We start from the raw sequence: 26,087 nt of genomic DNA, 5'->3' as shown, positions 1-26,087 counted from the left end.
AAACGCCCTTAAGAAATAAGGGCGTTAGATTGGATTACTTAAGAAGGGTCACTTTAGTGATGACGATTGGGTCAACTGGTATGTCTGACATGCGGCCCATTCGCTTGGTTGGAATCGTTGCCATCTTTTGAACAACATCAAAACCTTCAGTTACTTTGCCGAATACAGCGTAGCCTGGGTTGCTACCTTTTGCGTTCAAGAAGTCATTATCAGAGAAGTTAATGAAGAACTGACGAGTTGCAGAATCTGGCGCATTAGTACGAGCCATCGCGATTGTTGCTGTATCGTTCTTCAAGCCATTGCTGCCTTCATTCTTGATAGGAGCGTAAGTTGCTTGTTGATTCATCTCTTGATCGAAGCCGCCACCTTGAGCCATAAAGCCAGGAATAACACGGTGGAAGATAGTGCCTTCGTAGCTGCCGTCAGCAACGTATTTTAGGAAGTTCTCCGCACTAACCGGTGCTTGTTCTTGGTTAAGCTCAATAGTGAAGTCGCCTAATGTTGTTTCCACGTTTACTTTAGGACCAGCCCAAACGCTCACGCTCACTAGCATTAATGCGATAGAAGATAAAATACGACCCATTAGAAACGTTCCTTCATGTAAGTTTGTAGCTCTTGGTCGTTAGCGATCTCAGTAAGAACCAAGTTGATCACGTCATTAAGAACCATAGAGATGTCGTCGTTAGATGCACTCAATGCACCAGTGCGTGTTGCAGTGCCGTTGAATGTTTTAACTAGTTTGCCTTCAGGCGTTTCAGCGGTAACTTCAAGCGTTACTTTACCGTCCATTTTGTTTTCCATAATGGTGTGCTCTACGGTAACGAGTGCTTCTTGAATCTCTAAAACAATCGAGTTTTCACTGTTTACGCTCGCACGAAAACCTTGAGACTCTAACTGCTGTGCAACAGCATTTTCTAGAGAAATACGCATGTTTTGCTTAGCGTGAATTGGCTGAATGTTTGAACGGCCACTATCAACCAATGCAACATATTGAGCGGCACGAACATCTTTACTGGTTAGTGTGTATGTTTTGCCTTGTACAAGGTTGCTTGAGCTTAGTGAAGCTTCTGGCATTACATTGATCTGTTCTTGCTGAGGGGCTGAACATGCTGTCAAAGCCATAATAGAAGCAGCCAAAATCAGTTTTTTCATTCCTTTATCCTTTCTAAATTCACACCAGAAGCTCGGTATCTTAAATTCTTGTGAAGTCGTTTCTGCTTATTTATTAAAATTCGCAGGTTCTCTTGTTGCTTGTAATATCTCAAATTTTTGGTTTAGTTCAAGCGTTTCAACGTTAGCTTCACCAAATAGTCTTGCTAGTTTGACATCGTATCCGAGGTGTCGGTTGCCAATAACAATTAATTTGCCTCCATTGCTTAGAACATGCTTTGCATCACAGAACATTTGCCACGCAATGTGATCCGTAATCGCTTGTTGCTGATGGAATGGAGGATTACACATCACTAAGTAGGTGCTGTTTTTCTTGAAGCCATCTAAACAGTTGTTGGCGATGAACTGGAAGTTGCCTTCTTCACCAAGGTTATCTTTGACGTTTTGGCGCGCCGATTCCACCGCCATAAAGCTTTCATCCACACAGGTGATACGGGCTTGTGGGTTCAATTGCCCTGCTTTTACACTCAATACACCGTTGCCACAACCAAGATCGATGATATGACGTAGCTCAGGATCTTGAGGGATGTGCTCTAGCATATAGCGAGCGCCTTGATCGAGTGCTTCCCCTGAGTAAACATTTGGTAAATTTTTCAGGCGGATATCTTCACCGTCTACATCCCATTCAACAAAAGGCTCTACCGTTTGAATTGGCTGGCAGTTTGGAGATGAGAAGACTAAGCGGTGTTTTTTCTTCGCTAGTGATGTTTTGGTTTCGCCTAGGTATTTTTCGAACAGGTTAAGCGTAGAGGTGTGAATCTCTTTTACCTTGTTGACGCCGATCACTTGGCAGCCTTCAGGCAATGCTTGGCGTAGCTGACTCAATTGCCAGATTAGGTGACGATTTGTTTTTGGCAGCTGCATGATCACAAGATCGATACCGTGTGGGATATCATCCATCGTGTTCAAGAAGTTCACTCGGTTACTTTGATTGCGCTGCAAGTTTTTCAGGGCACCACGGTGAGAGATAAATGAGTCGCTCATCATAGTGACATCATGATCTTTCGAGAACCAAGCGGATAGGGCACCGAAGCTGTCGTTCATGATCAGGATGTGTTTGCCAGGTTCGAGGTTCATCTCTTCAACATGACTGATCAGGTATTCGTCGCCCGCATCCCAAGCTTGAAGGGTTTCATTTGAACGTTTCGGGAAACGATGTAAGGTTAAAGTTCTATCGTGAAGGGTAAGTTCGGTTTTCATTGCTTGAGATACTTATGTAAGAAATAACAAAGATATTGTCTCAAATGTAGGCTGAACAAGATAGAAAAAACTCAACCAAACCTACGCCATTCGCTATCAAATACTCAGACAGTCGACCGCTTAGGGTTTATACTCATCCCACGGATAATGCCAATACGTTATTAAGGAATCACAATGATCCAAGAAGTTATCGAAACAAAATTGCACAATGAGTTTTCACCAAGTCATTTAAACGTGGTTAATGAGAGCTATATGCACAATGTTCCGGCCGGTTCTGAGAGTCATTTTAAAGTGATTGTTGTCAGTGATGTGTTTGAAGGATTGCGTCTTATTGCTCGTCATCGAGCGGTAAATAAAGCTCTTTCAGAAGAGCTAGCGAATAATATTCACGCACTGTCCATTCACACTTATACAAAAGATGAATGGATGAAGCAGCTCGATAACGTGCCAGACAGCCCTATGTGTATGGGTGGTGGCAAGTAACACAGCGAGCATATTGACAAAAGGTGGTGATGCCGCCTTTTTTGTCGCCAAACCTATGTGTTTTTCGTTGTTATATCACTCAAACTGATGGCAATTTGAACGACTAAAAATACCTACAATGAGTAATGTTTTTATTAACAGTGTTTCAACATAACTCGTAAAATATTAGTTTGTGACAGAGTATTAATCTCTTGTTTAAAACACGATTCAAAAGCCAATCTATCTGTGCGGCTCGTCAAATTTATACATATTTGAGAGTCCATATGCTTCAAATCTCACCAAATAAAGGCCGTATTCAAGTTATTGGTCATGGCATCAAGTTGTCAAAAAATGCTAGAATACGGCACCTGATAAATCTCACATAATATTTGTGATGAGTTTATTAATGTAATGTTGCGATTTTGGTATCTCAAATTTACCAAAACCGGACACTGTAATGTCGTGTCTAAGGGCGATTTTAAAACGTCCCGAATTTACGCAATTAAAAGAATCTTTTTCCCGATAAAGTAGTGCAAGTGCGTATGATTACAATAAAGAAGGGTTTGGATCTTCCTATCGCAGGAACTCCATCCCAGGTGATTAATGATGGTAAGTCCATCACTAAAGTCGCCTTGCTTGGCGAAGAGTACGTTGGTATGCGTCCTACGATGCATGCTCGCGTTGGTGATGAAGTGAAGAAAGGCCAAGTTCTTTTTGCAGATAAAAAGAACCCAGGTGTTGTATTTACTTCTCCAGCAAGCGGTAAAGTTATTGAAGTGAACCGTGGTGCTAAGCGTGTTCTTCAATCAGTAGTGATTGAAGTAGCAGGCAATGAGCAAATCACGTTCAATAGCTATGAAGCTAACCAACTAGTAGGCCTTGACCGTGAAACGGTTAAAGCTCAGTTAGTTGAGTCTGGCGCATGGACCGCTTTGCGAACTCGTCCGTTCAGCAAGGTTCCAGCAGTTGATTCTGAAACTCAGGCTATTTTCGTTACTGCTATGGATACTAATCCGCTAGCAGCTGAGCCAGAATTAATCATTAACGAGCAGTCTGATGCTTTCGTTGCTGGTTTAGATCTTCTTTCAACTCTGACTAACGGTAAAGTGTACGTTTGTAAAAAAGGTACTAGCTTACCTCGTTCAGCTCAGTCTAACGTTGAAGAACATGTTTTTGATGGCCCACACCCTGCAGGTCTTGCAGGCACGCATATGCATTACCTATATCCGGTAAATGCACAAAATGTAGCGTGGAGCATTAACTACCAAGATGTTATCGCATTCGGTAAGCTTTTCCTTACTGGTGAGATTTACTCTGAGCGTGTTGTTTCTCTGGCTGGTCCAGTGGTGAACAACCCACGTCTAGTTCGTACTCAAATTGGTGCTAGCCTTGAAGAGTTGACAGACAGCGAGTTAATGCCAGGCGAAGTTCGCCTGATCTCAGGTTCAGTATTATCTGGTGTTCACGCTTCAGGTCCACATGCTTACCTTGGCCGTTACCATCAACAGGTTTCGGTTCTTCGTGAAGGTCGTGATAAAGAGCTATTTGGCTGGGCTATGCCTGGTAAGAACAAGTTCTCTGTTACTCGTTCATTCCTTGGTCACGTGTTTAAAGGTCAGTTGTTCAACATGACAACGACAACAAACGGTAGTGATCGCTCTATGGTTCCAATTGGTAACTACGAGAAAGTAATGCCATTAGATATGGAGCCTACTTTGCTGCTTCGCGATCTATGTGCTGGCGACGTTGATAGTGCACAAGCACTTGGTGCGCTAGAGCTAGATGAAGAAGATTTAGCACTGTGTACCTTTGTATGTCCTGGTAAGTACGAGTACGGTCAGTTACTTCGTGAATGCCTAGATACAATTGTGAAGGAAGGGTAATTTTCATGGGCCTTAAAAAGTTTATTGAAGACATCGAGCATCATTTTGAACCAGGTGGTAAACACGAAACGTGGTTTGCGCTTTACGAAGCTGCAGCAACACTTTTCTACACACCAGGTACAGTTACAAAGAAAAGCTCGCATGTCCGTGATAGCGTTGACTTAAAACGTATCATGATCATGGTTTGGCTTGCGGTATTCCCAGCAATGTTCTGGGGTATGTACAACGCAGGTGGTCAAGCTATTGCAGCACTAAACCACATGTATTCAGGTGCAGAACTAGTTTCTATCATTGATGGTAACTGGCACTACTGGCTAACCGAAATGCTTGGAGCCTCCTTAGGAGCCGATGCAGGTTGGGGCAGTAAGATGCTCTTGGGTGCGACTTACTTCTTACCTATCTACGCGACGGTCTTTATCGTTGGTGGTTTCTGGGAAGTACTGTTCTGTATGGTGCGTAAGCACGAAGTTAACGAAGGTTTCTTTGTTACTTCTATCTTGTTCGCGCTTATTGTTCCGCCAACACTTCCTCTATGGCAAGCTGCACTAGGTATTACCTTCGGTGTTGTTGTTGCTAAAGAGATTTTTGGTGGTACGGGTCGTAACTTCCTAAACCCTGCACTTGCTGGCCGTGCGTTCCTATTCTTTGCATACCCTGCTCAGATTTCTGGTGACGTAGTTTGGACTGCAGCTGATGGTTTCTCTGGTGCAACAGCGCTTAGCCAATGGGCTCAAGGCGGTGGTAGCGCGCTAATGAACACGGTATCTGGTGAGACGATCACTTGGATGGACGCATTCATTGGTAACATTCCAGGTTCTATCGGTGAAGTATCAACGCTTGCACTTATGATCGGTGCTGCAATGATCGTATACATGGGCATTGCTTCATGGCGCATCATTGCTGGTGTTATGATCGGTATGATTGCTGTATCAACATTGTTTAATGTGATCGGTTCTGACACTAACGCAATGTTCAGCATGCCTTGGCACTGGCACCTAGTTCTAGGTGGCTTCGCATTTGGTATGTTCTTCATGGCAACAGACCCTGTATCAGCGTCATTTACCAATGGTGGTAAGTGGTGGTACGGCATCCTAATCGGCGCAATGTGTGTAATGATTCGTGTAGTTAACCCTGCATACCCAGAAGGCATGATGCTTGCGATCCTATTCGCAAACCTATTTGCTCCTCTGTTTGACCACGTTGTAATCGAGAAGAACATTAAGCGGAGACTAGCGCGCTATGGCAAGTAATAACGATAGCATTAAAAAGACGCTGTTTGTTGTTATCGCATTGAGCTTAGTGTGCTCAATCATCGTTTCAACAGCTGCAGTTGTTCTTAAACCTAAGCAACAAGCTAACGCAGTTCTGGATCAGCAAACTAAGATCCTTGAAGTTGCGGGCATTGAACTTGCGGGTAATATCCCTGAACTGTACGCAGAGAACATTGAACCTCGTCTAGTTGATTTCGCTACTGGCGATTTCGTTGACGGCGATGCTGCTGCATACGACCAACGTAAAGCGGCAAAAGATCCAGCTCAGTCAATCAAGCTTTCAGCTGAAGATGACATCGCTAAGATCCTTCGTCGTGCTAACACGGGTACTGTATACCTTGTGAAAGATGGCGCTGAAACTTCTAAAGTTATCATCCCTGTTCACGGTAACGGTCTATGGTCAATGATGTACGCATTCGTTGCGGTAGAAACTGATGGCAACACAGTTTCTGGTATCACTTACTACGAGCAAGGTGAAACTCCTGGACTTGGTGGTGAAGTTGAGAACCCATCTTGGCGCGCTCAATTCGTTGGTAAGAAATTATTCGACGAAAACCACAAACCTGCTATTCAGGTTGTTAAAGGTGGCGCTCCTCAAGGTTCTGAGCACGGTGTAGATGGCCTTTCTGGTGCAACACTGACTAGCGTTGGTGTTCAACATACATTTGACTTCTGGTTAGGTGATATGGGCTTTGGTCCGTTCCTAGCAAAAGTTCGTGACGGAGGTCTGAACTAATGTCTAGTGCAAAAGAAATTAAAAAGAGCATCTTAGCGCCGGTGTTGGACAACAACCCAATCGCGCTACAGGTTCTTGGTGTGTGTTCTGCTCTTGCGGTAACCACTAAGCTAGAAACAGCATTTGTTATGACTATCGCGGTAATGTTCGTTACTGCTCTGTCTAACTTCTTCGTTTCTTTGATCCGTAACCACATTCCTAACAGTGTGCGTATCATCGTTCAGATGGCAATTATCGCATCACTAGTAATCGTGGTAGACCAAGTGCTTAAAGCATACCTATACGATATCTCTAAGCAGCTATCTGTATTCGTAGGCCTAATCATTACTAACTGTATTGTAATGGGTCGTGCTGAAGCATTCGCAATGAAGTCTGCGCCAATCCCATCTCTAATCGATGGTCTTGGTAACGGTCTTGGTTACGGTTTCGTTCTTATCACTGTTGGTTTCTTCCGTGAGCTTCTAGGCTCTGGCAAACTATTTGGTATGGAAGTACTACCTCTAGTGAGCAACGGTGGTTGGTATCAGCCAAACGGCTTGATGCTTCTAGCACCTTCTGCATTCTTCCTAATTGGTTTCTTGATTTGGGCAATTCGTGTGTTCAAACCAGAACAAGTAGAAGCGAAGGGGTAAGGTAGTCATGGAACATTATATTAGTCTGCTAGTTAAATCGATTTTCATCGAAAACATGGCGCTTTCTTTCTTCCTAGGTATGTGTACATTCCTAGCGGTATCTAAGAAAGTTAAAACTTCTTTTGGTCTTGGTGTTGCGGTAGTTGTAGTACTTACAATCGCTGTTCCTGTAAACAACCTTGTTTACACACACATCCTGAAAGAAAACGCGCTTGTTGAAGGTGTCGATTTAAGTTTCCTTAACTTCATCGCATTCATCGGTGTTATCGCGGCACTTGTACAAATCCTAGAGATGGTTCTAGACCGTTTCTTCCCACCTTTGTACAACGCACTAGGTATCTTCCTTCCACTGATCACAGTTAACTGTGCAATCTTTGGTGGTGTATCTTTCATGGTAACTCGTGACTACAACTTTGCTGAATCTGTTGTTTACGGCTTCGGTTCTGGTGTGGGTTGGATGTTAGCTATCGTTGCTCTTGCGGGTATCCGTGAGAAGATGAAGTACTCTGACGTACCTCCAGGTCTTCGTGGCCTTGGTATCACGTTCATTACTGTTGGTCTGATGGCGTTAGGCTTTATGTCTTTCTCTGGTGTTCAACTGTAGGGTAAGCACCCAGTAATAAGGAATAACAAATGTTTAGTATTATTCTTGGCGTAGCGATGTTTACCATTATTGTACTGGCTCTAGTACTAGTGATTCTTTTCGCTAAGTCTAAGTTAGTACCATCAGGTGACATCACTATTTCAGTAAACGGCGACCCTGAAAAGGCGATCGTTACTCAACCTGGTAGCAAGCTACTTGGTGCCCTGGCTGGCGCTGGTATCTTCGTATCTTCTGCTTGTGGTGGCGGTGGCTCTTGTGGTCAGTGTCGTGTAAAAGTTAAGTCTGGTGGTGGCGACATCCTTCCAACTGAACTTGATCACATCACAAAAGGTGAAGCTCGCGAAGGCGAACGTCTTGCATGTCAAGTTGCTATGAAAACTGACATGGAGATTGAACTAGACGAAGATATCTTTGGTGTTAAAAAGTGGGAATGTACTGTTATCTCGAATAACAACGAAGCTACTTTCATCAAAGAACTTGCTCTAGCGATCCCTGAAGGTGAAGAAGTTCCGTTCCGCGCGGGTGGTTACATTCAGATTGAAGCTGAACCACATCACGTGAAATACGCAGATTACGATATTCCTGAGGAATACCGTGGTGACTGGGATAAGTTCAACTTGTTCCGTTATGAGTCTATCGTTAAAGAGCATTCGATCCGTGCTTACTCTATGGCTTCATACCCAGAAGAGAAAGGCATCATCAAGCTTAACGTGCGTATCGCAACTCCGCCGCCAAACAACCCTGACGTAGCTCCTGGTGTTATGTCTTCATACATCTGGTCTCTTAAAGAAGGCGACAAATGTACTATTTCTGGTCCATTTGGTGAGTTCTTTGCTAAAGACACAGACAATGAAATGGTATTCATCGGTGGTGGTGCAGGTATGGCGCCTATGCGTTCTCATATCTTCGACCAACTTAAGCGTCTTAAGTCTACTCGTAAGATGTCTTACTGGTATGGCGCGCGTTCTAAGCGTGAGATGTTCTACATTGAAGATTTCGATGGCCTAGCGGCTGCAAACGAAAACTTCGTGTGGCACTGTGCACTGTCTGATCCTCAACCAGAGGACAACTGGGACGGTTACACTGGTTTCATCCACAACGTACTGTACGAAAACTACCTGAAGGATCACGAAGCTCCTGAAGATTGTGAGTACTACATGTGTGGTCCACCGATGATGAACGCTGCTGTTATCGGCATGCTGAAAGATCTTGGTGTAGAAGATGAAAACATCCTACTAGATGACTTCGGTGGTTAATCCACTTAAGTGATTGATATTATGGCTGACTCCTACGAGTCAGCCATTTGTTTTTCTAAGACAGCTTTTGACAACATACTGGCTTATATAAGAAAGAGTAAGGCATTCAAAATACCTATTTTTTACTCTTATTTTTCCTTATATAAATCCTCAACATTAGACAGGAGTAAGCAAGTGAGAATTTGGCTTGTTGCATTAACTTCTTTGATTTTTCTTGCGGGCTGTGAGCAGTCAAGAGAGCAAGTGCATTTGAGTGGCCCAACGATGGGCACGAGTTACAATATTAAATACATCAATGGTGATGAATTTCCTGAGTCTAATGAAGTTCATACAGAGATCGATCGTCTACTTGAAGAAGTAAACGACCAGATGTCGACTTACCGTGAAGATTCCGAATTAAGCCGTTTCAACCAGCATAAAGGTGCGGATGCGTTCGAAGTATCTGAGCAAACAGCGACGGTTGTGAAAGAAGCGATTCGTTTGAACGGTCTTACTGAAGGAGCTCTGGATGTAACGGTTGGTCCGTTAGTTAACTTATGGGGTTTTGGTCCTGAAGCTCGTCCTGAAGTTGTGCCATCAGATGAAGAGCTGGCGGCTCGCAAGGCTAAGATTGGTATCCATCATCTTAGTGTTGAAGGCAACATGTTGAAGAAAGACCTACCTAACCTGTATGTCGATCTATCCACGATTGCAAAAGGTTGGGGTGTTGACGTCGTCGCTGACTACCTTGATTCTATCGGTATTCACAACTACATGGTTGAAGTCGGTGGCGAAATTCGTCTGAAAGGTTTAAACCGTGAGAACGTGGGCTGGCGTATCGCGATTGAGAAACCAAGCGTTGATGAGCGTAATATCCAAGAGATCATCGAGCCGGGTGATATGGCTATCGCAACCTCTGGTGATTACCGTAACTATTTTGAACGTGATGGTGTTCGTTACTCACACATCATCAACCCTGAAACAGGAAAGCCTCTTCACCATAAAGTGGTTTCTGTGACTGTTTTAAACCCGTCTTCAATGACTGCAGACGGCTTATCTACGGGCCTTATGGTCTTAGGTGAGGAAAAAGGAATGGAAGTCGCAAACCAACATAACATCCCAGTGTTCATGGTGGTAAAAACAGCAGATGGCTTTAAAGAAATTGCTTCTGAAGCATTTAAGCCATACTTAGGTAAATAAGGTAAGCGAGATAATTATGAATACATTTCTGATTACATTTGGTGTTTTTCTTGCAGTAATCGCAGCGATGTCAATTGGCTACATTATCCAAAAGAAAGTTGTGAAAGGTAGCTGTGGCGGTTTGGGTGCTGTTGGTATTGATAAAGTATGTAACTGCCCTGAACCTTGTGACGCGCGTAAGAAGCGTGAAGCACGTGAAGCTTACCGTGAAGAGAAGCTGGCTGAGCGTCAACAAAAAGAAGCGGCTTGGAGTAAAGACCGTATCGCTTAATTGGTGACAGTCATAGGGGATAGAGTTATCTATGCCCTCAAATTGAAAAGCTCAAGATTATCGTCTTGAGCTTTTTTAGTTTTGAGGTCTAGCAATTAATCTTGGTATACCAAAAATGGAAACAGAGGCGAATGACTATTGTTCGATTTGCATGCTGTTACGCGCAAACACTAGTTGGTTTCTACCTTGCTCTTTTGCCGTATAAAGAAGCTCATCAGCGGCTTTGATCTGCTCATCTAGCTTCGCGTCTAAATCGGTTACGCCGATACTGATACTGACCTTGATTCTTTGAGAGTCATGCTCAACAACATGGCTTTCAATGGCTTCTCTCATGGACTCTAAGTTGTCAACAAAGCTCTCAAACGAACCACACGACTGAATACAAAATTCTTCGCCACCGAAGCGTACAGCAACATCATCTTTAAAATGGTCTTTGATGATCTTGTCGACTTCCACGAGGACTGCATCACCACCATCGTGACCGTAGGTGTCGTTCACTTTCTTGAAGAAGTCGATATCCATCATGGCTATACTGCGCTGCTCACAACCTTTACATGTTTGATTGAACAGGTAACGACGGTTCCATAAGCCAGTAAGAGCATCCTCGTTGGCATGTCGAAATAGCTCGTTGGCCGCTTCTTTCATATCAAGCAGTTGATGGATACGGCAAAAAAATTCTTCTTGGTTAAAAGGCTTGTAAAGGAAGTCGTTAGCCCCCGCTTTAAGGAATCGAGCTGTCATGGTGCGATCATCGCTGCCTGATAACCCTAGAATAGCCAACTGGTTTCTGTCGTGATCGCGTCGTATCTCACGGATCATCGCTATACCGTCTTTCTTCGGCATATCATGGTCTGTAACAACGAACGTAATATCGGGATCGTTATGAAGGAGCTTTAATGCTTGTTCGCCATCTTCGGCTTGGATAGTTTGGATATATTGGTGTTCTAGAAGTTGAGCTATGTAACGGCGAACGACCGCTGAATCATCGACAACCAATGCTTTGTGATGGCGATTATTCGAAATTCTTTGAACCAGGGGAAGTAGGTAGCTTACTGATGACATACTGTCTTTAAGTATGTAATCGATAACGCCTTTGGCTAGGACTTGCTCTCGCAGTTGATTGTCGAACATCCCGGTCAGGACAATGATTTTCTGTTGATAGCCTAAGACGAGATCAATGATCTCACCGTCTTGGCCGTCAGGTAAGCAGTAATCTAATACGGCACACAAGAAATCCGTCTCTTGTTCCAAGATGTTTTTTGCTTCTGCAATCGATTCAGCAACTGCTACCTCATAACCGCTATTTTTCAGCTGTTGGTACAGGTAGTTGCGAAATGCTCGGCTATCTTCCACTACTAGTATTTTTTCACTCACAAGCGATCCCTACTTATAGACTAAATACTCGTTAACAATAGTATCAGAAGAGCTCATGGCTATTGAAGAGAAACCTCTTTAGCTGGACTCGAGATCGTTTTAAATCTGATAATAATTGGATTATACTGTTTATAGATACAGTTGTAAGGTCGAGTGATTCCTAGATGTGTAGCGCGGGTGAAGAGAAAGTAAGAAAAATAATTCATGTTGATATGGATTGTTTTTACGCTGCTGTAGAAATGCGTGATAACCCTGCTTACCGAAATCGCCCGTTAGCTGTTGGTGGGCATGAAAAGCAACGCGGTGTTTTGAGTACCTGTAATTACGAAGCCCGCAAGTTTGGTGTTCGCTCTGCAATGCCGACCGGAAAAGCCCTGCAGCTTTGTCCTAATCTATTGGTTGTGCCGGGAAGAATGTCGGTCTATGTCGAGATATCTAAAAAGATCCGCGAAATCTTCTCTCGATACACATCAATCATTGAACCTCTTTCTTTGGATGAAGCTTTCCTTGATGTCACCGATTCTAAGCGGTGTCATGGTTCAGCAACACTTATTGCCGAGTCTATTCGCCGTGATATCTGGAACGAACTGAACCTGACAGCTTCTGCAGGAATTGCACCGATTAAATTCTTGGCGAAAGTGGCCTCGGATCTGAATAAGCCCAATGGTCAGTTTGTTATCCCTCCACAAGACGTGCAATCAGTGATCGATGAGCTACCACTTGAAAAGATTCCCGGTGTTGGCAAGGTGAGCATTGAAAAGCTGCATCAAGCAGGTTTCTTTACTTGTAAGGATATTAAAGAGTCTGACTATCGAGACCTCCTACTCAAGTTTGGCCGTCAAGGTGCATCACTCTGGAAGCGCAGTCATGGCATTGATGATCGAGAAGTTATCATCGAGCGCGAGCGAAAATCGGTAGGCGTAGAGCGCACCTTCACTCAAAATATTTCAACTTACGCTGAATGTTGGCAGGTAATCGAAGACAAGCTATTTCCTGAACTCGAGACTCGCTTAGAAAAGGCTAGTCCAAGCAAAGCGATCATCAAGCAGGGCATTAAGCTCAAGTTCGCCGATTTTCAACAAACCACGATTGAGCACATCCACGCCTCTCTCGATCGTGAACACTTCAAAGAGCTGCTTAGTGAAATACTGAAAAGACAACAAGGGCGAGAGATACGCCTACTTGGTTTAAGTGTAATGCTGCAACCCAAAGACCAAATGCGTCAGTTGAGCTTCTTTTAAAGATAATGAGTGAGATGAATACCGACTACGCTTCATAGCCTAGTCGGTTTTTTATAAGTAAGAATTACCTAGGAAGTTGTTTTACTCGCGCTAAGGTATCACTGAACGGTTGCTGCTCTAGCTTGCCGTAACCGACCATTTTACTGGCTTTGAGTTTGGTTGAAAGCGGGGTGGCGATTCCACATAAGAAGCGAGTAATTGCCTCGTCGGTAATCAGTTGTTGGCTAGCCGAAATAAACTCATGTATCCATGTCATCACCGTCTCATCATCGATAGGTTCAACATCAACGGTTGGTAAGATTGCCACTTCTCCTCGACATACAGAGCAGTGACCGCAGTTTGTTGGTGCTTTATCATCGGCAAAATAACTCGCAAGGCGTGAGCTTAGGCAAGTATCCGCCTCAAAGAAATTCAGCATTTGGTTAAGGCGGTTTATCTCGCTGTTTTCTTTTGCTTTAAACAACTCAGTTAGACGCTCTGACAGTTGCATCATATCTTCAGAAGTATTGTGGATCGCGTAGACATCGGTGATCTGCTTGCTTTCTAGTTCAATCCAACCTTGTTCATTGAAGTAGTCGATAGCCGCAATCACACGCTGACGATCGGCTTGGAAGTGTGTCCAAAGCGCATCGAAGTCGACTTGGCACCACACTCTTGCTTGAGGAGAGCATTGGAAAATCGCTTCGACAAATTGACGACGTTCACTTTGAAATTGCTCTGTGATCTGCTGTTTCGGACGAATGAACTTAAATTTGTAGTCTGCGAAGTAGCTGTACTTGGGCTCAATCACACCTTCAATTTCGAGATACACCAGTAATGTTTTTAGCGGTAACTGACGAATGTTGGATTCACGTGATAGTTGATTAAGCATGATCTCCCATTGATTCGAGCCAGAAGCGCCAATGTTTTGATTTTCGTAGATCTCTTTTAATACCGCTTGGATCGATATGTTGTCTGGCGTATCACCAAAAACGAAGTTCTCGAGTGTGCTTAAACCGTGTTTGTTAGCCAGTAAAATACATTCAGACGCTTGCCCATCTCGACCAGCTCTGCCGATCTCTTGTGAGTAGTTTTCGATCGATTTTGGTAAGTCAAAGTGAATCACTCGGCGAATGTTGGACTTATCCACGCCCATACCAAACGCGATAGTTGCGACGATACAGCTCACGTCATCATTCATGAATTGGTGTTGAATAGCATCTCTATTTTCAGGCTTAAGACCCGCATGGTAAGCCACTGCATTAACGCCAGCATTGCGAAGCTGCTGAGCCACCATCTCTGCCGTTTGTTGAAGGGTGACATAAACAATAGTCGGAGCGAGAGAAGCTTGGTTAACCACATTGCACAAGGTTTCTAGCTTACTGGTTTGTTCACAAGGTTGAATCGACAGATCGAGATTTTGACGATAGAAACCCGTAACCACAACGCGCTCCTCATCAATTTCAAACTTTGACTTCATATCTTGGATAACCGCTGTAGTCGCAGTGGCTGTCAGTAGTAGAACCTGAGGAATATTGAGCTGTTTTTGGTATTGAGGAAGCTTCAGGTAGTCGGGTCTGAAGTTGTGTCCCCATTCTGAAATACAGTGCGCTTCATCGACCACAAGCAGTGAGATCGACACTTGGGAGATAAACTGACGAAAGCGTTCGTTCTTCAAGCGCTCGACGGAGATCATGAGGATCTTGGTGTCACCGTTACGCACTGACTGCATAACCTGTTGTGTGGTTTGTCGGTCTTGGCTTGATTCGATTGCCGCTGCGCTAATGCCTTTACTGTGCAGGAAAGCGAGTTGGTCTTTCATCAAGGCTAACAGTGGCGATATCACCAAGGTTAAGTGCGGTAACTCTAATGCTGGTAATTGATAGCACAGCGATTTACCTGAGCCTGTCGGGAATATCGCGGCAGTCGAGTGACCAGATAGAACGTTATCAATGACTTGCTTTTGCCCATTGCGCAGTGAGTCGAATCCGAATACTTGTTTTAGCTTCTGCTCAATCATTTATGTTCTACCTGAGTTATTAAGTGTCGTATTGATGCTAAAGCGGGCGCCTATTCATGATAGCGTCGCTTGATGAATCAAATGTCTTGCACCTGATTGTACCTAATTCTATTCTGTAGCTCCTATAGAAAAGCACCCCAATAGTATGAATAAGTCTGAGCTTCGCCAAATAATCATAGAGCAACTTGAATCCCGATTACGTATCGCACAATCTGCTACTCAACGCGCTATTGATGCTGCGACAGATGAAGAGACAGTGCCTGAACATAAGTACGATACATTGGCATTAGAAGCTTCGTATCTCGCCCATGGCCAAGCGGTGAGGGTGCAAGAGTGTGAAAACGACATTCAGTGTTATCGCAACTTAGTGCTGCGTGATAGTGAGAAGATTGCAGTGAGCAGCTACGTTGTGGTCATTGACGAGCATGATAAATATAAACACTTTTTTTTGGGGCCGAGAGTCGGCGGACTTTCTGTCACGTGGAATGAGAATGAGATAGCCATCGTGACGGCAAATGCACCTTTTGGTCAGGCTCTAATGGGTAAAGAAGTTGGTGATGAGATTGAGTTTAAGGTCGCAGATAAACAGTTTTGCTACGAAGTTATCTCTATCGACTAACTAACTGACTAATATATATAAAACGTTTCTCTGACAAAGGAGCATATACCAAGGGTATAGTAATCTGTCAGATTGATGAGAGGATGTTATGAAAAGCTATGTATTTATGAAAAACAGTGTATTAATTGCATCGTTAACTGCGGCGATGGCAGTTGTGAGCCTGCCTACGTTTGCTGCTCAGTGTCGAGTTGATTTGAAGAATGAACTACGAATTGATGACCAAAAAGTCGAAATCCATCAAGTGAATGGTGATACGGCCGTTTTTGATGATAACAACGACCTCTATATTCATGGTGAGAAGGTTGAGCTTGATGCCGACCAACAAGCGGCGATTGAGAAATATCGCGAAAACATGAGTGAGTACTTACCTCGAGCGAAACAAATGGCCAACGATAGCTTAGCGTTAGCCAATGACGTGATTGATGATATCGCGGCTAGCCTGGATTCACCTGAGTCATTTGATAATGTAAAAGAATCAATGAAAACCTACTTTGCAGAACTGGAAGCGCGTTATTACAAAGATGGCGAATTAGTGTTGCCTGCAGAAAGCTTTGATTCGATGGCCAATGGCTGGTCTGAAGATTTCGAGAAGGCGAAAGAAATCTTTAACCAAGAATTTATCTCTAGCGCTTTTAATGCGATGTCAGAAAAAATGAAACAAGACGGTGGCCTAAACCTGACTGAACTGGCTGACAGTATGGCTGAATTAAAGCTGAAAGTTGAAGAGCGAATGAAAGAACACTCTCAACAAGTACAGGAGGAAGCGAATGAGTTCTGTGATTCACTTGATGAGATGGCAGAACAAGAGCAAGAACTGCATGAAATCATTCCGAACTTAAAAGATTACCAAGTCTTCACAATTTAATTCGAGTCTAGTGATGAATAGTAAGAGCACCGGTCGGTGCTCTTTTTGTTTGTATAAATGGAACCACACGGTGAGTATTTATCTCAATTCAATCCATTTCCTTCTTAAGCCTACTGCTTCGCTTTGTTGCTTATAATTGAACGATAAGACTGGTTTTTTGTTAATTTTGTTGTTCTAAATAGCGCATTGATTGTAAAAATCAGAGAATTGTTCATTTATTGGTTGTGCCTATCATTGCTTTTTATTACTGTACTTCTCAACTAGTTCACTGATTTTTAATGCGGGCGATATGGACCAACAATCTTCCTCTTCAAGAGAGCACTTTAGCTCTCGTTTAGGTTTTATTTTAGCAGCGGCTGGTGCAGCGGTTGGCTTGGGTAATATTTGGGGTTTCCCGACTCAAGTTGCTAGCAACGGTGGTGGCGCTTTCCTTTTAGTCTATTTGATCATGATCTTCGTGGTTGCTTTCCCTATGTTGGTGGTTGAGATGGCTATAGGCCGTCACGGCCAAGCAAACCCAGTTGATAGCATGCGATCTTTGACGACAAACCCTTTGGGTAAGAAAGTCGGTGAGTTTGTCGGTTGGGTTGGACTGAGTGTACCAAGCGCAGTGTTGGCGTTTTACAGTATTGTTGGTGGCTGGTTGATCTGTTTCCTAATTGGTGCGGTCGCGGATCTTATCGGCCTAGAAGCGATTGCTGATTGGTTTAAGGGCTTCAGTGTTGAGCGCAACGTATTTGGTACCGTCGCGTTCTATGTACTGACTATCTTGATTGTGCAGGGCGGTGTTAGGCAAGGCATCGAGAAATGGTCGACTCGTTTGATGCCTGCGCTGTTTGTTTTATTTGGCTTATTGTTTGTTTACATCATGACGCAATCTGGCGCGATGGAAGGCCTAAAACATTACCTTATTCCAGACTTTGAGAAAGTGTGGGATAGAAAACTGATTCTGGCGGCAATGGGACAGGGGTTCTTCTCACTCACCATTGGTGGTTGTTCAATGTTGGTTTATGGCTCTTACTTAAGCAAGAAAGAGAACCTACCAAAAATGGCGATGAACGTAACTCTGGTGGATACTGCTGTCGCTTTTATTGCTGGATTAGTGGTGATGCCAGCAATGTTTGTTGCGATGCAAAAAGGCGTTCAAATCTACGCTGAAGACGGCTCACTATTAAGCTCTGACACTCTAGTATTCACGGTTTTGCCGTTGATGTTTGATAGTTTAGGTGTGCTTGGACAGATCTTTGCGATTGTGTTCTTTTTACTACTAACGATTGCTGCACTGACTTCTTCGATTTCGATGCTTGAAGGCCCGGTTGCGCTAGTGAGTGAGCGTTTCAATACTAGACGAACGCCAACAAGCTGGGTGATTGGTGGTGCTATCGCGCTGTTTAGTGTGGTGATTGTTTACAACTTTGCTGCGATGTTTGGCATGGTAGCGATGATTGCAACTCAGTATCTTCAACCAGTCGCTGCACTGATGTTCTGTGTGTTTGGTGGTTGGGTATGGAGCCGAGCTTCAAAAGTGAAAGAGCTTGAACAAGGCAGTCCTGATTTTCAACTTGGTTGGTTTGGTAAGGTTTGGCCAATGTATGTGAAGTTTGTGTGCCCAATTTTGGTAGCAACGGTTATCTGGGCATCTTTCGGTTAATGCAGAACCCTATCTGGGCTTTTTGAAATTACCTCCTCTGAACTTGAAATATTAAGCACAAAGCCACTCATAAAGAGTGGCTTTGTTGTTTTTATATAAAGCTTAGTGGCACGAAATATAAAGCTATAGCGGCACGAACAAGATAGAAAAAAGGCGCTGAACATAATATTCAGCGCCTTTGCATTGTTCGTTAAGCAATCGTGATTACTTAATTTCCATACCTTGAGCTTGCAAGTCCGCATGGTAAGAAGAACGTACAAACGGGCCACACGCTGCGTGAGTAAAGCCTAGCTCTAGAGCAATCTCTTTCAGCTCATCGAACTCAGAAGGCGGCACGTAGCGTTCTACTGGTAAGTGGTGACGGCTTGGTGCTAGGTATTGACCTAGTGTCAGCATAGTCACACCATGTTCGCGAAGGTCTTTCAGTACTTGAACGATCTCTTCTTTTGTCTCGCCAAGACCCATCATCACACCTGATTTTGTTGGGATATCAGGGTGCTGCTCTTTGAATTTCTTCAGTAGATCAAGAGACCACTTGTAGTTCGCACCTGGACGCGCTTTACGGTATAGACGTGGCGCTGTCTCTAGGTTGTGGTTGAAAACATCTGGCGGGTTGTCTTTCATTAGGTCAAGCGCAACGTCCATACGACCGCGGAAGTCTGGAACCAGTGTTTCGATACGAATATTTGGGTTGAGTTCGCGAATCTCACGGTTACAGTCAGCAAAGTGCTGAGCACCGCCGTCACGCAAGTCATCACGGTCAACTGAAGTGATTACAACGTACTTCAGTTTCATGTCTTGAATTGTTTTAGCCAGTTTCTTCGGCTCTTCAGCTTCAGGAGCAACAGGACGACCATGGGCAACATCACAGAACGGGCAGCGACGAGTACAGATAGCGCCAAGAATCATAAACGTTGCCGTACCGTGGTTGAAACACTCGGCTAGGTTAGGGCAAGACGCTTCTTCACAAACTGAGTGCAGGTTGTTTTTACGCATTGCTGATTTGATTTCTTGAATACGATGGCTGTCTGAAGGAAGTTTAATCTTCATCCATTCAGGCTTACGTAGAACTTCTTTCTGTTCAGCAGGCATATTCTTTACGGGAATTAATGCCATTTTGTCAGCGTCACGATATTTAACGCCTTTTTCCATTTGGATTGGTTTGCTCATGATTTTATGCTTCTGCTGTAATGTTACTGGTGGCTTGAATGTCTACTTGGTCATAGCCGAGTAGCTCTACGAGCTCTTGTATTAACTGTTGCTCAACGTTTTCTAGTTCACTTGGTCCGCCGAGTTGGCTTACCTGCGCCATTTCCATACCTTGGTAACCACATGGGTTAATACGTAGGAATGGAGACAGGTCCATATCGACGTTGAGTGCTAACCCGTGGAACGAGCAGCCACGTCGAATACGTAATCCAAGTGAACAGATTTTCTTGCCATCGACATAAACACCAGGAGCGTCAGGTCGGGCAGCTGAATCTATATTGTAAGCTTTCAGAGTATTGATTACGAGGTTCTCGATATGAGTAACCAAATCACGTACTCCGAATTTCTTGCGGCGGATGTTAATCAGAAAGTAAGCCACTAATTGGCCTGGGCCGTGATAAGTCACTTGGCCACCGCGATCGCTTTGTATTACAGGGATATCACCAGCATTTAATACATGCTCAGCTTTGCCTGCTTGTCCTTGAGTGAAGACAGGGTTGTGTTCAACCAACCAAACTTGGTCTACGTCTTCTTCCGTGCGTTCGTCTGTGAACTTATGCATGGCTTTCCATACAGGTTCGTAATCCTGACGGCCTAATTTTTTTACGATTAGCTTATTTTGCAAAGCTGCACTCCCTCAAGGATTAATAAAGTGAACGCATTATAAACGCGAAACATGATTCTAACTACAGACGGACTGCAAGGTTTTTCAACTTTCTTTGTATTTATTGAAAATTAAGTTGAATGAATTTGAGCTAGATAGGGTGCTTTAAACAAAAACAGCGGCAATAAGCCGCTGTTTTTCATGTGTAATCGGAGATTACAGAACCATACGAACGATTTCGATCTCGCCCAGTTCTTTATAAAGAGTTTCTACTTGCTCAATTGAAGTCGCAGTAATATTGATAGAAACAGAGTGGTAGTTACCTTTCGCACTTGGTTTTAGCGTTGGGCTGTAGTCACCAGGAGCATGACGCTGGATCACTTCTAGTACTAGCTCAGTCAGTTCTGGCTTAGCGTGGCCCATTACTTTGTAAGTGAATGAACAAGGGAACTCTAAGAGGTCTTTTAGTTTTGCATCAGAATTGATGTTCATGATTAGCTCCAAAAGGCTAGACTCTCGCAAATTGGCGAAATGTCGATAAAAAGCGTGTTCGGTCAACAGACACGAGTAATAAGGCGGAATATTACGTGTAAATATCACCGAACTCAAGATCAACAAAAGCCGCACATGGCGGCTTTTGGTTCGCTAATGAGTAAATCATGAACTTACTCATTAGGTTAGCTATACAACAAGCTTGGGTTTTACCTAGAACAAACCTTTTGCTTGTTTAGAATAAACCCTTGAACAGAAGAACTAGGTAGTCCCATAGACGGCTGAATAGGCTGCCTTGGTCTACATCTTCAAGTGCTAGTAGTGGGTATTCAGCAACGTCTTCACCGTCTACTTGGTAGAATAGTTTACCAACTACATCGCCTTTGCTGATTGGCGCTTCTAGCTCTTTCTCAAGAACGAAGCTTGCCTTCAGGTTCTTAGCTTGACCACGAGGTAGCGTTACGAAAGTATCTTCGTCGACACCCAGTGCAACTGTGTCCTTGCTACCCATCCAGATCTTCTCTTCTACGAAGGTTTCACCGGCTGTGTGTGGTGCCACTGTTTCAAAGAAGCGGAAGCCGTAGCTAAGCAGTTTTTTGCTTTCTGTTTTACGAGCATTCGCATTCTTGGTGCCCATAACTACAGCCACTAGGCGCATTTTGCCTTCTGTCGCTGAGCTTACTAGGCTGTAACCTGCATTGCTTGTGTGGCCCGTTTTGATGCCATCAACGTTCATGCTCTTATCCCATAACAGACCGTTACGGTTGTATTGGGTGATGCCGTTGTATGTGAATTTCTTCTCTGAGTAGATACGGTACTCGTCTGGTACGTCGCGAATCAGCGCCTGACCAAGTAGCGCCATATCGTAAGGCGTTGAGTATAGGTTCGGGTTGTCTAGACCGTGCACGTTAGCAAAGTGCGTGTCTTTCATGCCGATAGAGCTTGCCCAAGCGTTCATTAGGTCAACGAATGCATCTTCAGAGCCAGCGATGTGTTCAGCCATAGCAACACATGCGTCGTTACCTGATTGAATGATGATACCGCGGTTTAATTCTTCAACTTTAACCGTAGTGCCCACTTCAACGAACATCTTAGATGAATCTGGGAAGTTTTTAGCCCAAGCATTTTCACTGATTACAACATCGTCGTTTAGGTTGATGTTGCCACGGTCGAGCTCTTGGCCGATCACGTAGCTCGTCATCATCTTGGTTAAACTTGCTGGAGAAAGCTGAGTATTCATCTCTTTCTCTGCTAGTACTTTGCCTGAATGGTAATCCATCAGAACAAAACCTTTAGCGGCGATTTGAGGTGCATCAGGAACAACAATAGGAGCGGCGAATGACGATGTAGCTATCGTTGCAGAAAGAGCAACAGAAGTAGCAAAAATCGATTTAACAAGTTTATTAGATTTAATCATTTTGAATGCAATTATTTGGTGAACTATTCATATATTAACAGAATCACTCTGTCACACCAGAGCGCTGATTACCAGAAGTAACTGTTAGATTAATTAGCGAGTTAGGGTGTGTTTTTTTATATAAGCTGACGGGTGACCCATCAGCTTAACTTGTTCTAATTTCTCTTGAGTCAGAGCATAGTCATGAAATGGCCCAATCATCAGACGGTAGTTGTCATCATTTGGCTGCAAGAACGTTGCTACTTCTAGCTTTTCGGCTAGATCTTTTGCTAACTTCTCTGTTCTATCTTCATGCGGAGATGTCGCGACTTGAATAATAAATTGCGGTAAAGCAGCCTTTTTATTTGCGTCGGTTGGCATAGCTACAGTAATGACTTCAATCTCAACATTTGCCGTGCCGGTTCTTAACACATCGAGCTTGTAAGCTGCCGCATAACTAAGGTCAATGATTCGGCCTTCATGGAATGGGCCGCGGTCATTGATACGAACAATCGTCGTTTTGTTATTGTCGGTATTCGTCACTTTTACATAGCTTGGAATTGGCAATGTTTTGTGCGCCGCAGACATCGAATACATGTCGTAGATCTCGCCATTAGACGTTAAGTGACCATGAAACTTCTTACCGTACCAAGAGGCTTTGCCTTTCTCAGTAAAACCTTCGGTTTTCTTTACGATCTTGTAGTCTTCGCCACGCAAAGTGTAATCCGTATTACCACCTAAACTATAAGGTTCATACTGAGGGTGAGCATCCTCGAGATGCTCTACTGAGATCGGTGCGTCTGGTGCAATATCTGAATCAATATCGTAGCGCCCTGTTGGCTGCTTTGAAGAACAACCATTGATTAAAATCGCTAGCCCCAAGATAGAGACTATTTTTTTGATTGGCAGCTCTTCAACCAAGGATGCTTTGTTTTGAAACGTTGTAATAGACATCGATTAGGTCGCCTTTGAGAATGCTTTTCTGTGTGTATGTATCGACATTAAAATACCAAAACCAGCCATGAGGGTAACCATTGAAGTACCGCCATAACTGACTAGAGGAAGAGGAACACCAACCACAGGTAGAATGCCACTTACCATGCCAATGTTTACAAAAATATAAACGAAGAAGCTCAGTACAATACTGCCGCCCATCATTCGACCGAATGCGGTTTGAGCTTGGCTCGCAAGCACTAAGCCACGTCCAATAATGAACAAGTAGATAGCAAGCAAGAACAATATACCAATCATGCCCCACTCTTCGGCAATGACCGCAAAAATGAAGTCGGTATGACGCTCTGGAATAAACTCTAGTTGAGATTGAGTGCCTTGCAGCCAACCTTTTCCTGAAATACCACCAGAGCCTATCGCAATCTTACTTTGAATGATGTGGTAACCCGCACCTAATGGATCTGATTCAGGATCAAAGAGGGTTCTTACACGTACCTTTTGATATTCACGCATCAAGAAGAACCATAAGATTGGAATAAATGCCCCTAACGCGATTGCGGCGCTAGCAATGATTTTCCAACTGATACCTGCCAGGAATATCACGAAGATACCTGATGCGGCGATAAGGATAGATGTACCTAGGTCAGGCTGCTTTGCGATTAGAATCGTCGGTACAAACACCATCACTAGCGAGATCGCTAATGTTTGGAATGTTGGTGGAAGTGAGCGCTTACCGATAAATCGTGCCAGCATCAAAGGCACCGCGAGCTTTAATAGCTCTGACGGTTGGAATCGAACAAAGCCGAAGTTTAACCAACGCTGGGCGCCTTTAGAGGCTTCACCAAAGAACAACACGCCCAATAGCAAGATGACACCACCTACAAATAGCAGTGGTGCCAAGGTTTCATAAGTGCGAGGTGAGATTTGCGCTAGGAAGATCATCACACCTAAAGACAGAGCCATGCGCATCGCCTGGCGATCCATCATCGCAAGGCTTTGTCCGCTTGCGCTGTACATGATCAGTAGGGCAAAGCCCATTAAAACCAGAATGCCGAGCAATAGCGGCAGGTCGATATGCAGCCTTTCGAATAGGGCTCTATTTCGTCCAGTTGAAGGATCAAGTTTCATTATTTAATTGGCTCACTTTGATAATCTTCTGCAAGGATAATATGGTCTAAAATCCTTCTTACTACTGGGCCGCCGTTAGAAGAACCGCCACCTGCGTTCTCTAGAACGATAGTCACGACGGCTTCAGGATCTTCAAAAGGCGCGTAACCCGTAAAGAGGGCGTGATCGCGTAAGTGCTCTGCGATTTCATCCGCGTTGTACTCTTCATCTTCTTTTAAGCCGAATACCTGCGCGGTACCCGATTTACCAGCGGTTTGGTAAGACATTTTCTGGAATGAACGTCTTGCCGTGCCTTTTTTACCGTGGTTAGCCAGCCTCATACCTTCCTGAGCGATATCCCAATACTTCTTCTTAACCCCGGTTAGCGGTGGGTAAGTTTCAATGTCCGACATGATTTGTTCATCGAATGGACGACCGTTATCAATGGTTGAACGAAGTAGGTGAGGTGCGGTTACTTCACCTTCATTGACCAAAACTGATGTGGCTTTTGCAATCTGCATGGGTGTTGCAGTCCAGTAGCCCTGTCCAATACCAACTGGAATAGTATCACCTTGATACCAAGGCACACGGTGTCTGGCCATCTTCCAATCACGAGTTGGCATATTGGCTTTGCTTTCTTCGTAGATATCGATGCCAGTATAATCACCAAAGCCGAACATCATCATCCATTTGGATATGCGATCAATGCCGAGATCATAAGCAATTTGGTAAAAGAAGGTATCCACCGACTCTTCAATCGCTTTTTCTATATCCACGACACCGTGTCCCCAACGCAACCAGTCACGGAATGGTCTCGTTTTTGAGTTTGGTATCTTCCAATAGCCTGGGTCATTGCGCGTAGTGTTTGGTGTAATAACACCTTCTTGCAGAGCAGCAACAGCAATGAAGGGTTTGATCGTCGATGCTGGTGGGTAAATCCCTAGCGTGGCACGGTTAACCAAAGGGCGGTTTTTGTCTTGAAGTAGCGCGTTATAGCCTTTAGACGAGATACCATGCACGAATGCGTTTGGGTCGTAGCTTGGGCTAGACACCATGGCTAACACGCCATTGTCTTTCGGATCGAGAACGATAGCTGAACCACGGCGGCCATCAAGTAACTTATGTACGTATAGCTGTAGCTTGATATCTAAGTTAAGTACGATATCTTTGCCTGGAACCGAAGGGACAAATTTGAGGGTACGAATCACTCGTCCACGACTGTTAACTTCGACTTCTTGGTAGCCAGCTGTACCGTGCAACATATCTTCGTAATAACGCTCAATACCCAACTTACCGATATCACGTGTAGCTTGGTAATTGGCGTCTTTTTCTTCTCGCATCAAGCGCTGCATATCACGGTCATTGATGCGCGATACATAGCCTATTACGTGAGTGAGCACATCACCGTAAGGGTAGAAACGCTTCAAAGTTCCCGTAACTTCAACACCTGGGAATTTGTGTTGGTTTACAGAGAAGACGGCAACTTGTTCTTCAGACAGTTGATTAAGAATAGGTACTGATTTAAAGCGTCGTGAATTATGACGATCACGATTAAAGCGCTCGATACGCTCTGGCGGGATCTCAATTAATGCTTGCAGACGAGCAAGCGTGTCATCCATATCTTTAATTTTTTCGGGTATGATTTCTAGATTGAAAACAGGACGGTTTTCGGCAAGAAGTATACCGTTGCGATCGTAAATCAAACCACGGTTAGGGGCGATCGGAACGACCTTGATACGGTTGTCGTTAGAACGAGTTTTATAGTCTTGGTATTGATTGACCTGAATGTTGTACAGGTTAACAACCAACATCGACATCATGACTATGATCCCCGCAAACGCAACAAAAGCACGGCTAGTAAATAGTCGTGCTTCTGCTTTGTAATCGCGGATTTGGCTACGTTTACGTAACATTA

Annotated in this window: 25 protein-coding genes; 13 read left to right on the top strand and 12 right to left on the bottom strand. The window is 44.0% G+C overall.

All coding sequences use genetic code 11. The annotated features are described in order from the left end of the window. Window positions 1-34: 34 nt before the first annotated feature. From AB4493_RS12770 to AB4493_RS12760, 3 genes are all read right to left on the bottom strand, one after another. Window positions 35-583, bottom strand: coding sequence for a peptidylprolyl isomerase (locus tag AB4493_RS12770; RefSeq protein ID WP_017059906.1), 549 nt, complete (start codon window positions 581-583; stop codon window positions 35-37). Continuing rightward, on the bottom strand, window positions 583-1,152 hold the full coding sequence (locus AB4493_RS12765; protein ID WP_017059907.1) for a YajG family lipoprotein: 570 nt from the start codon (window positions 1,150-1,152) through the stop codon (window positions 583-585). The genes AB4493_RS12770 and AB4493_RS12765 overlap by 1 nt, the downstream gene beginning before the upstream one ends. A 66-nt stretch (window positions 1,153-1,218) precedes the next feature. Beyond that, a complete protein-coding gene (locus AB4493_RS12760) occupies window positions 1,219-2,370 on the bottom strand; it encodes a methyltransferase (RefSeq protein ID WP_017068516.1) in 1,152 nt (383 codons plus the stop codon). Window positions 2,371-2,544: 174 nt separating this feature from the next. Between AB4493_RS12760 and bolA the strand changes: the two genes are divergently transcribed. The 9 genes from bolA to nqrM all read left to right on the top strand — a co-directional run bounded on the left by bolA (window position 2,545) and on the right by nqrM (window position 10,664). Continuing rightward, window positions 2,545-2,853, top strand: a complete 309-nt coding sequence (gene bolA / locus AB4493_RS12755) for a transcriptional regulator BolA (RefSeq protein WP_017064186.1) — start codon at window positions 2,545-2,547, stop codon at window positions 2,851-2,853. A 521-nt stretch (window positions 2,854-3,374) separates the two neighbouring features. Continuing rightward, a complete protein-coding gene (locus tag AB4493_RS12750) occupies window positions 3,375-4,715 on the top strand; it encodes a Na(+)-translocating NADH-quinone reductase subunit A (protein ID WP_017080319.1) in 1,341 nt (446 codons plus the stop codon). 5 nt (window positions 4,716-4,720) lie between these two features. Further along, window positions 4,721-5,965, top strand: a complete 1,245-nt coding sequence (locus tag AB4493_RS12745; RefSeq protein WP_010439046.1) for an NADH:ubiquinone reductase (Na(+)-transporting) subunit B — start codon at window positions 4,721-4,723, stop codon at window positions 5,963-5,965. Further along, window positions 5,955-6,722: a Na(+)-translocating NADH-quinone reductase subunit C gene (locus AB4493_RS12740; RefSeq protein WP_017059911.1), complete on the top strand. Its 768-nt coding sequence runs from the start codon at window positions 5,955-5,957 to the stop codon at window positions 6,720-6,722. Before AB4493_RS12745 ends, AB4493_RS12740 begins: the two co-directional genes overlap by 11 nt. Beyond that, complete coding sequence (locus AB4493_RS12735) at window positions 6,722-7,354, top strand: NADH:ubiquinone reductase (Na(+)-transporting) subunit D (RefSeq protein ID WP_008223083.1); 633 nt, start codon at window positions 6,722-6,724, stop codon at window positions 7,352-7,354. Before AB4493_RS12740 ends, AB4493_RS12735 begins: the two co-directional genes overlap by 1 nt. A gap of 7 nt (window positions 7,355-7,361) precedes the next feature. Further along, the gene (nqrE, locus tag AB4493_RS12730) at window positions 7,362-7,958 is read left to right on the top strand and encodes an NADH:ubiquinone reductase (Na(+)-transporting) subunit E (protein WP_009848375.1); all 597 of its coding nucleotides are present in this window, start codon (window positions 7,362-7,364) and stop codon (window positions 7,956-7,958) included. Between the two features lie 29 nt (window positions 7,959-7,987). Further along, on the top strand, window positions 7,988-9,214 hold the full coding sequence (gene nqrF / locus AB4493_RS12725) for an NADH:ubiquinone reductase (Na(+)-transporting) subunit F (RefSeq protein ID WP_017059912.1): 1,227 nt from the start codon (window positions 7,988-7,990) through the stop codon (window positions 9,212-9,214). Window positions 9,215-9,388: 174 nt separating this feature from the next. Continuing rightward, window positions 9,389-10,393, top strand: coding sequence for an FAD:protein FMN transferase (locus AB4493_RS12720; RefSeq protein WP_017059913.1), 1,005 nt, complete (start codon window positions 9,389-9,391; stop codon window positions 10,391-10,393). A gap of 16 nt (window positions 10,394-10,409) precedes the next feature. Continuing rightward, window positions 10,410-10,664, top strand: a complete 255-nt coding sequence (nqrM, locus tag AB4493_RS12715) for a (Na+)-NQR maturation NqrM (protein ID WP_009848378.1) — start codon at window positions 10,410-10,412, stop codon at window positions 10,662-10,664. Window positions 10,665-10,799: 135 nt separating this feature from the next. Here the strand turns inward: nqrM and AB4493_RS12710 are convergent, their stop codons facing one another. Then, window positions 10,800-12,038: a response regulator gene (locus AB4493_RS12710; protein WP_372155092.1), complete on the bottom strand. Its 1,239-nt coding sequence runs from the start codon at window positions 12,036-12,038 to the stop codon at window positions 10,800-10,802. A 164-nt stretch (window positions 12,039-12,202) separates the two neighbouring features. Between AB4493_RS12710 and dinB the strand changes: the two genes are divergently transcribed. Further along, window positions 12,203-13,279: a DNA polymerase IV gene (gene dinB, locus AB4493_RS12705; protein ID WP_017071277.1), complete on the top strand. Its 1,077-nt coding sequence runs from the start codon at window positions 12,203-12,205 to the stop codon at window positions 13,277-13,279. Window positions 13,280-13,343: 64 nt separating this feature from the next. Here dinB and AB4493_RS12700 read toward each other — a convergent pair whose 3' ends face one another. Next, a complete protein-coding gene (locus AB4493_RS12700; RefSeq protein WP_017059916.1) occupies window positions 13,344-15,278 on the bottom strand; it encodes an ATP-dependent DNA helicase RecQ in 1,935 nt (644 codons plus the stop codon). A gap of 145 nt (window positions 15,279-15,423) precedes the next feature. Here AB4493_RS12700 and AB4493_RS12695 point away from each other — a divergent pair, with 145 nt between their 5' ends. From AB4493_RS12695 to AB4493_RS12685, 3 genes are all read left to right on the top strand, one after another. After that, window positions 15,424-15,897 (top strand): GreA/GreB family elongation factor, encoded by a 474-nt coding sequence (locus tag AB4493_RS12695; RefSeq protein ID WP_372155090.1) that lies wholly within the window; start codon window positions 15,424-15,426, stop codon window positions 15,895-15,897. Window positions 15,898-15,985: 88 nt separating this feature from the next. Next, window positions 15,986-16,762, top strand: coding sequence for a YggN family protein (locus tag AB4493_RS12690; RefSeq protein ID WP_017064179.1), 777 nt, complete (start codon window positions 15,986-15,988; stop codon window positions 16,760-16,762). Window positions 16,763-17,051: 289 nt separating this feature from the next. Beyond that, a complete protein-coding gene (locus AB4493_RS12685; protein WP_372155089.1) occupies window positions 17,052-18,413 on the top strand; it encodes a sodium-dependent transporter in 1,362 nt (453 codons plus the stop codon). Window positions 18,414-18,617: 204 nt separating this feature from the next. On the opposite strand, the gene lipA is transcribed toward AB4493_RS12685, so the two are convergent. The 7 genes from lipA to mrdA form a co-directional block, all read right to left on the bottom strand. Continuing rightward, window positions 18,618-19,583: a lipoyl synthase gene (lipA, locus tag AB4493_RS12680; protein WP_017064177.1), complete on the bottom strand. Its 966-nt coding sequence runs from the start codon at window positions 19,581-19,583 to the stop codon at window positions 18,618-18,620. Between the two features lie 4 nt (window positions 19,584-19,587). Further along, entirely contained in the window at window positions 19,588-20,247 is a 660-nt protein-coding gene (gene lipB / locus AB4493_RS12675) for a lipoyl(octanoyl) transferase LipB (protein WP_004737632.1), read from the bottom strand. 195 nt (window positions 20,248-20,442) lie between these two features. Beyond that, window positions 20,443-20,721 (bottom strand): DUF493 family protein YbeD, encoded by a 279-nt coding sequence (ybeD, locus tag AB4493_RS12670; protein ID WP_026084358.1) that lies wholly within the window; start codon window positions 20,719-20,721, stop codon window positions 20,443-20,445. Between the two features lie 232 nt (window positions 20,722-20,953). After that, window positions 20,954-22,135, bottom strand: coding sequence for a serine hydrolase (locus AB4493_RS12665; RefSeq protein WP_017068508.1), 1,182 nt, complete (start codon window positions 22,133-22,135; stop codon window positions 20,954-20,956). A 93-nt stretch (window positions 22,136-22,228) separates the two neighbouring features. Further along, window positions 22,229-23,068 carry a septal ring lytic transglycosylase RlpA family protein gene (locus AB4493_RS12660; protein ID WP_017071279.1) on the bottom strand — a complete coding sequence of 280 codons (840 nt, stop codon included), beginning with the start codon at window positions 23,066-23,068 and terminating at the stop codon, window positions 22,229-22,231. A gap of 3 nt (window positions 23,069-23,071) precedes the next feature. Next, window positions 23,072-24,193: a rod shape-determining protein RodA gene (gene rodA, locus AB4493_RS12655; protein WP_017062334.1), complete on the bottom strand. Its 1,122-nt coding sequence runs from the start codon at window positions 24,191-24,193 to the stop codon at window positions 23,072-23,074. After that, complete coding sequence (gene mrdA / locus AB4493_RS12650; protein ID WP_372138951.1) at window positions 24,193-26,085, bottom strand: penicillin-binding protein 2; 1,893 nt, start codon at window positions 26,083-26,085, stop codon at window positions 24,193-24,195. The genes rodA and mrdA overlap by 1 nt, the downstream gene beginning before the upstream one ends. Window positions 26,086-26,087: the final 2 nt, after the last annotated feature.

This window comes from Vibrio sp. 10N.222.55.A1, from assembly GCF_041473835.1.
Classification (GTDB): Bacteria; Pseudomonadota; Gammaproteobacteria; order Enterobacterales; family Vibrionaceae; genus Vibrio; species Vibrio crassostreae_C.
This window is presented reverse-complemented; position numbering and strand designations above follow the sequence as displayed.

Bases quoted from the DNA above. Each gene is read 5' to 3' on its own strand.
- mrdA (WP_372138951.1), bottom strand. From the start codon at position 26,085: ATGTTACGTAAACGTAGCCAAATCCGCGATTACAAAGCAGAAGCACGA.
- dinB (WP_017071277.1), top strand. From the start codon at position 12,203: ATGTGTAGCGCGGGTGAAGAGAAAGTAAGAAAAATAATTCATGTTGAT.
- lipA (WP_017064177.1), bottom strand. From the start codon at position 19,583: ATGAGCAAACCAATCCAAATGGAAAAAGGCGTTAAATATCGTGACGCT.
- AB4493_RS12760 (WP_017068516.1), bottom strand. From the start codon at position 2,370: ATGAAAACCGAACTTACCCTTCACGATAGAACTTTAACCTTACATCGT.
- AB4493_RS12685 (WP_372155089.1), top strand. From the start codon at position 17,052: ATGGACCAACAATCTTCCTCTTCAAGAGAGCACTTTAGCTCTCGTTTA.
- AB4493_RS12765 (WP_017059907.1), bottom strand. From the start codon at position 1,152: ATGAAAAAACTGATTTTGGCTGCTTCTATTATGGCTTTGACAGCATGT.
- AB4493_RS12695 (WP_372155090.1), top strand. From the start codon at position 15,424: ATGAATAAGTCTGAGCTTCGCCAAATAATCATAGAGCAACTTGAATCC.
- AB4493_RS12750 (WP_017080319.1), top strand. From the start codon at position 3,375: ATGATTACAATAAAGAAGGGTTTGGATCTTCCTATCGCAGGAACTCCA.
- AB4493_RS12740 (WP_017059911.1), top strand. From the start codon at position 5,955: ATGGCAAGTAATAACGATAGCATTAAAAAGACGCTGTTTGTTGTTATC.
- AB4493_RS12660 (WP_017071279.1), bottom strand. From the start codon at position 23,068: ATGTCTATTACAACGTTTCAAAACAAAGCATCCTTGGTTGAAGAGCTG.
- AB4493_RS12745 (WP_010439046.1), top strand. From the start codon at position 4,721: ATGGGCCTTAAAAAGTTTATTGAAGACATCGAGCATCATTTTGAACCA.
- nqrM (WP_009848378.1), top strand. From the start codon at position 10,410: ATGAATACATTTCTGATTACATTTGGTGTTTTTCTTGCAGTAATCGCA.
- bolA (WP_017064186.1), top strand. From the start codon at position 2,545: ATGATCCAAGAAGTTATCGAAACAAAATTGCACAATGAGTTTTCACCA.
- nqrF (WP_017059912.1), top strand. From the start codon at position 7,988: ATGTTTAGTATTATTCTTGGCGTAGCGATGTTTACCATTATTGTACTG.
- nqrE (WP_009848375.1), top strand. From the start codon at position 7,362: ATGGAACATTATATTAGTCTGCTAGTTAAATCGATTTTCATCGAAAAC.
- AB4493_RS12770 (WP_017059906.1), bottom strand. From the start codon at position 583: ATGGGTCGTATTTTATCTTCTATCGCATTAATGCTAGTGAGCGTGAGC.
- AB4493_RS12690 (WP_017064179.1), top strand. From the start codon at position 15,986: ATGAAAAGCTATGTATTTATGAAAAACAGTGTATTAATTGCATCGTTA.
- AB4493_RS12665 (WP_017068508.1), bottom strand. From the start codon at position 22,135: ATGATTAAATCTAATAAACTTGTTAAATCGATTTTTGCTACTTCTGTT.
- rodA (WP_017062334.1), bottom strand. From the start codon at position 24,193: ATGAAACTTGATCCTTCAACTGGACGAAATAGAGCCCTATTCGAAAGG.
- AB4493_RS12735 (WP_008223083.1), top strand. From the start codon at position 6,722: ATGTCTAGTGCAAAAGAAATTAAAAAGAGCATCTTAGCGCCGGTGTTG.
- AB4493_RS12700 (WP_017059916.1), bottom strand. From the start codon at position 15,278: ATGATTGAGCAGAAGCTAAAACAAGTATTCGGATTCGACTCACTGCGC.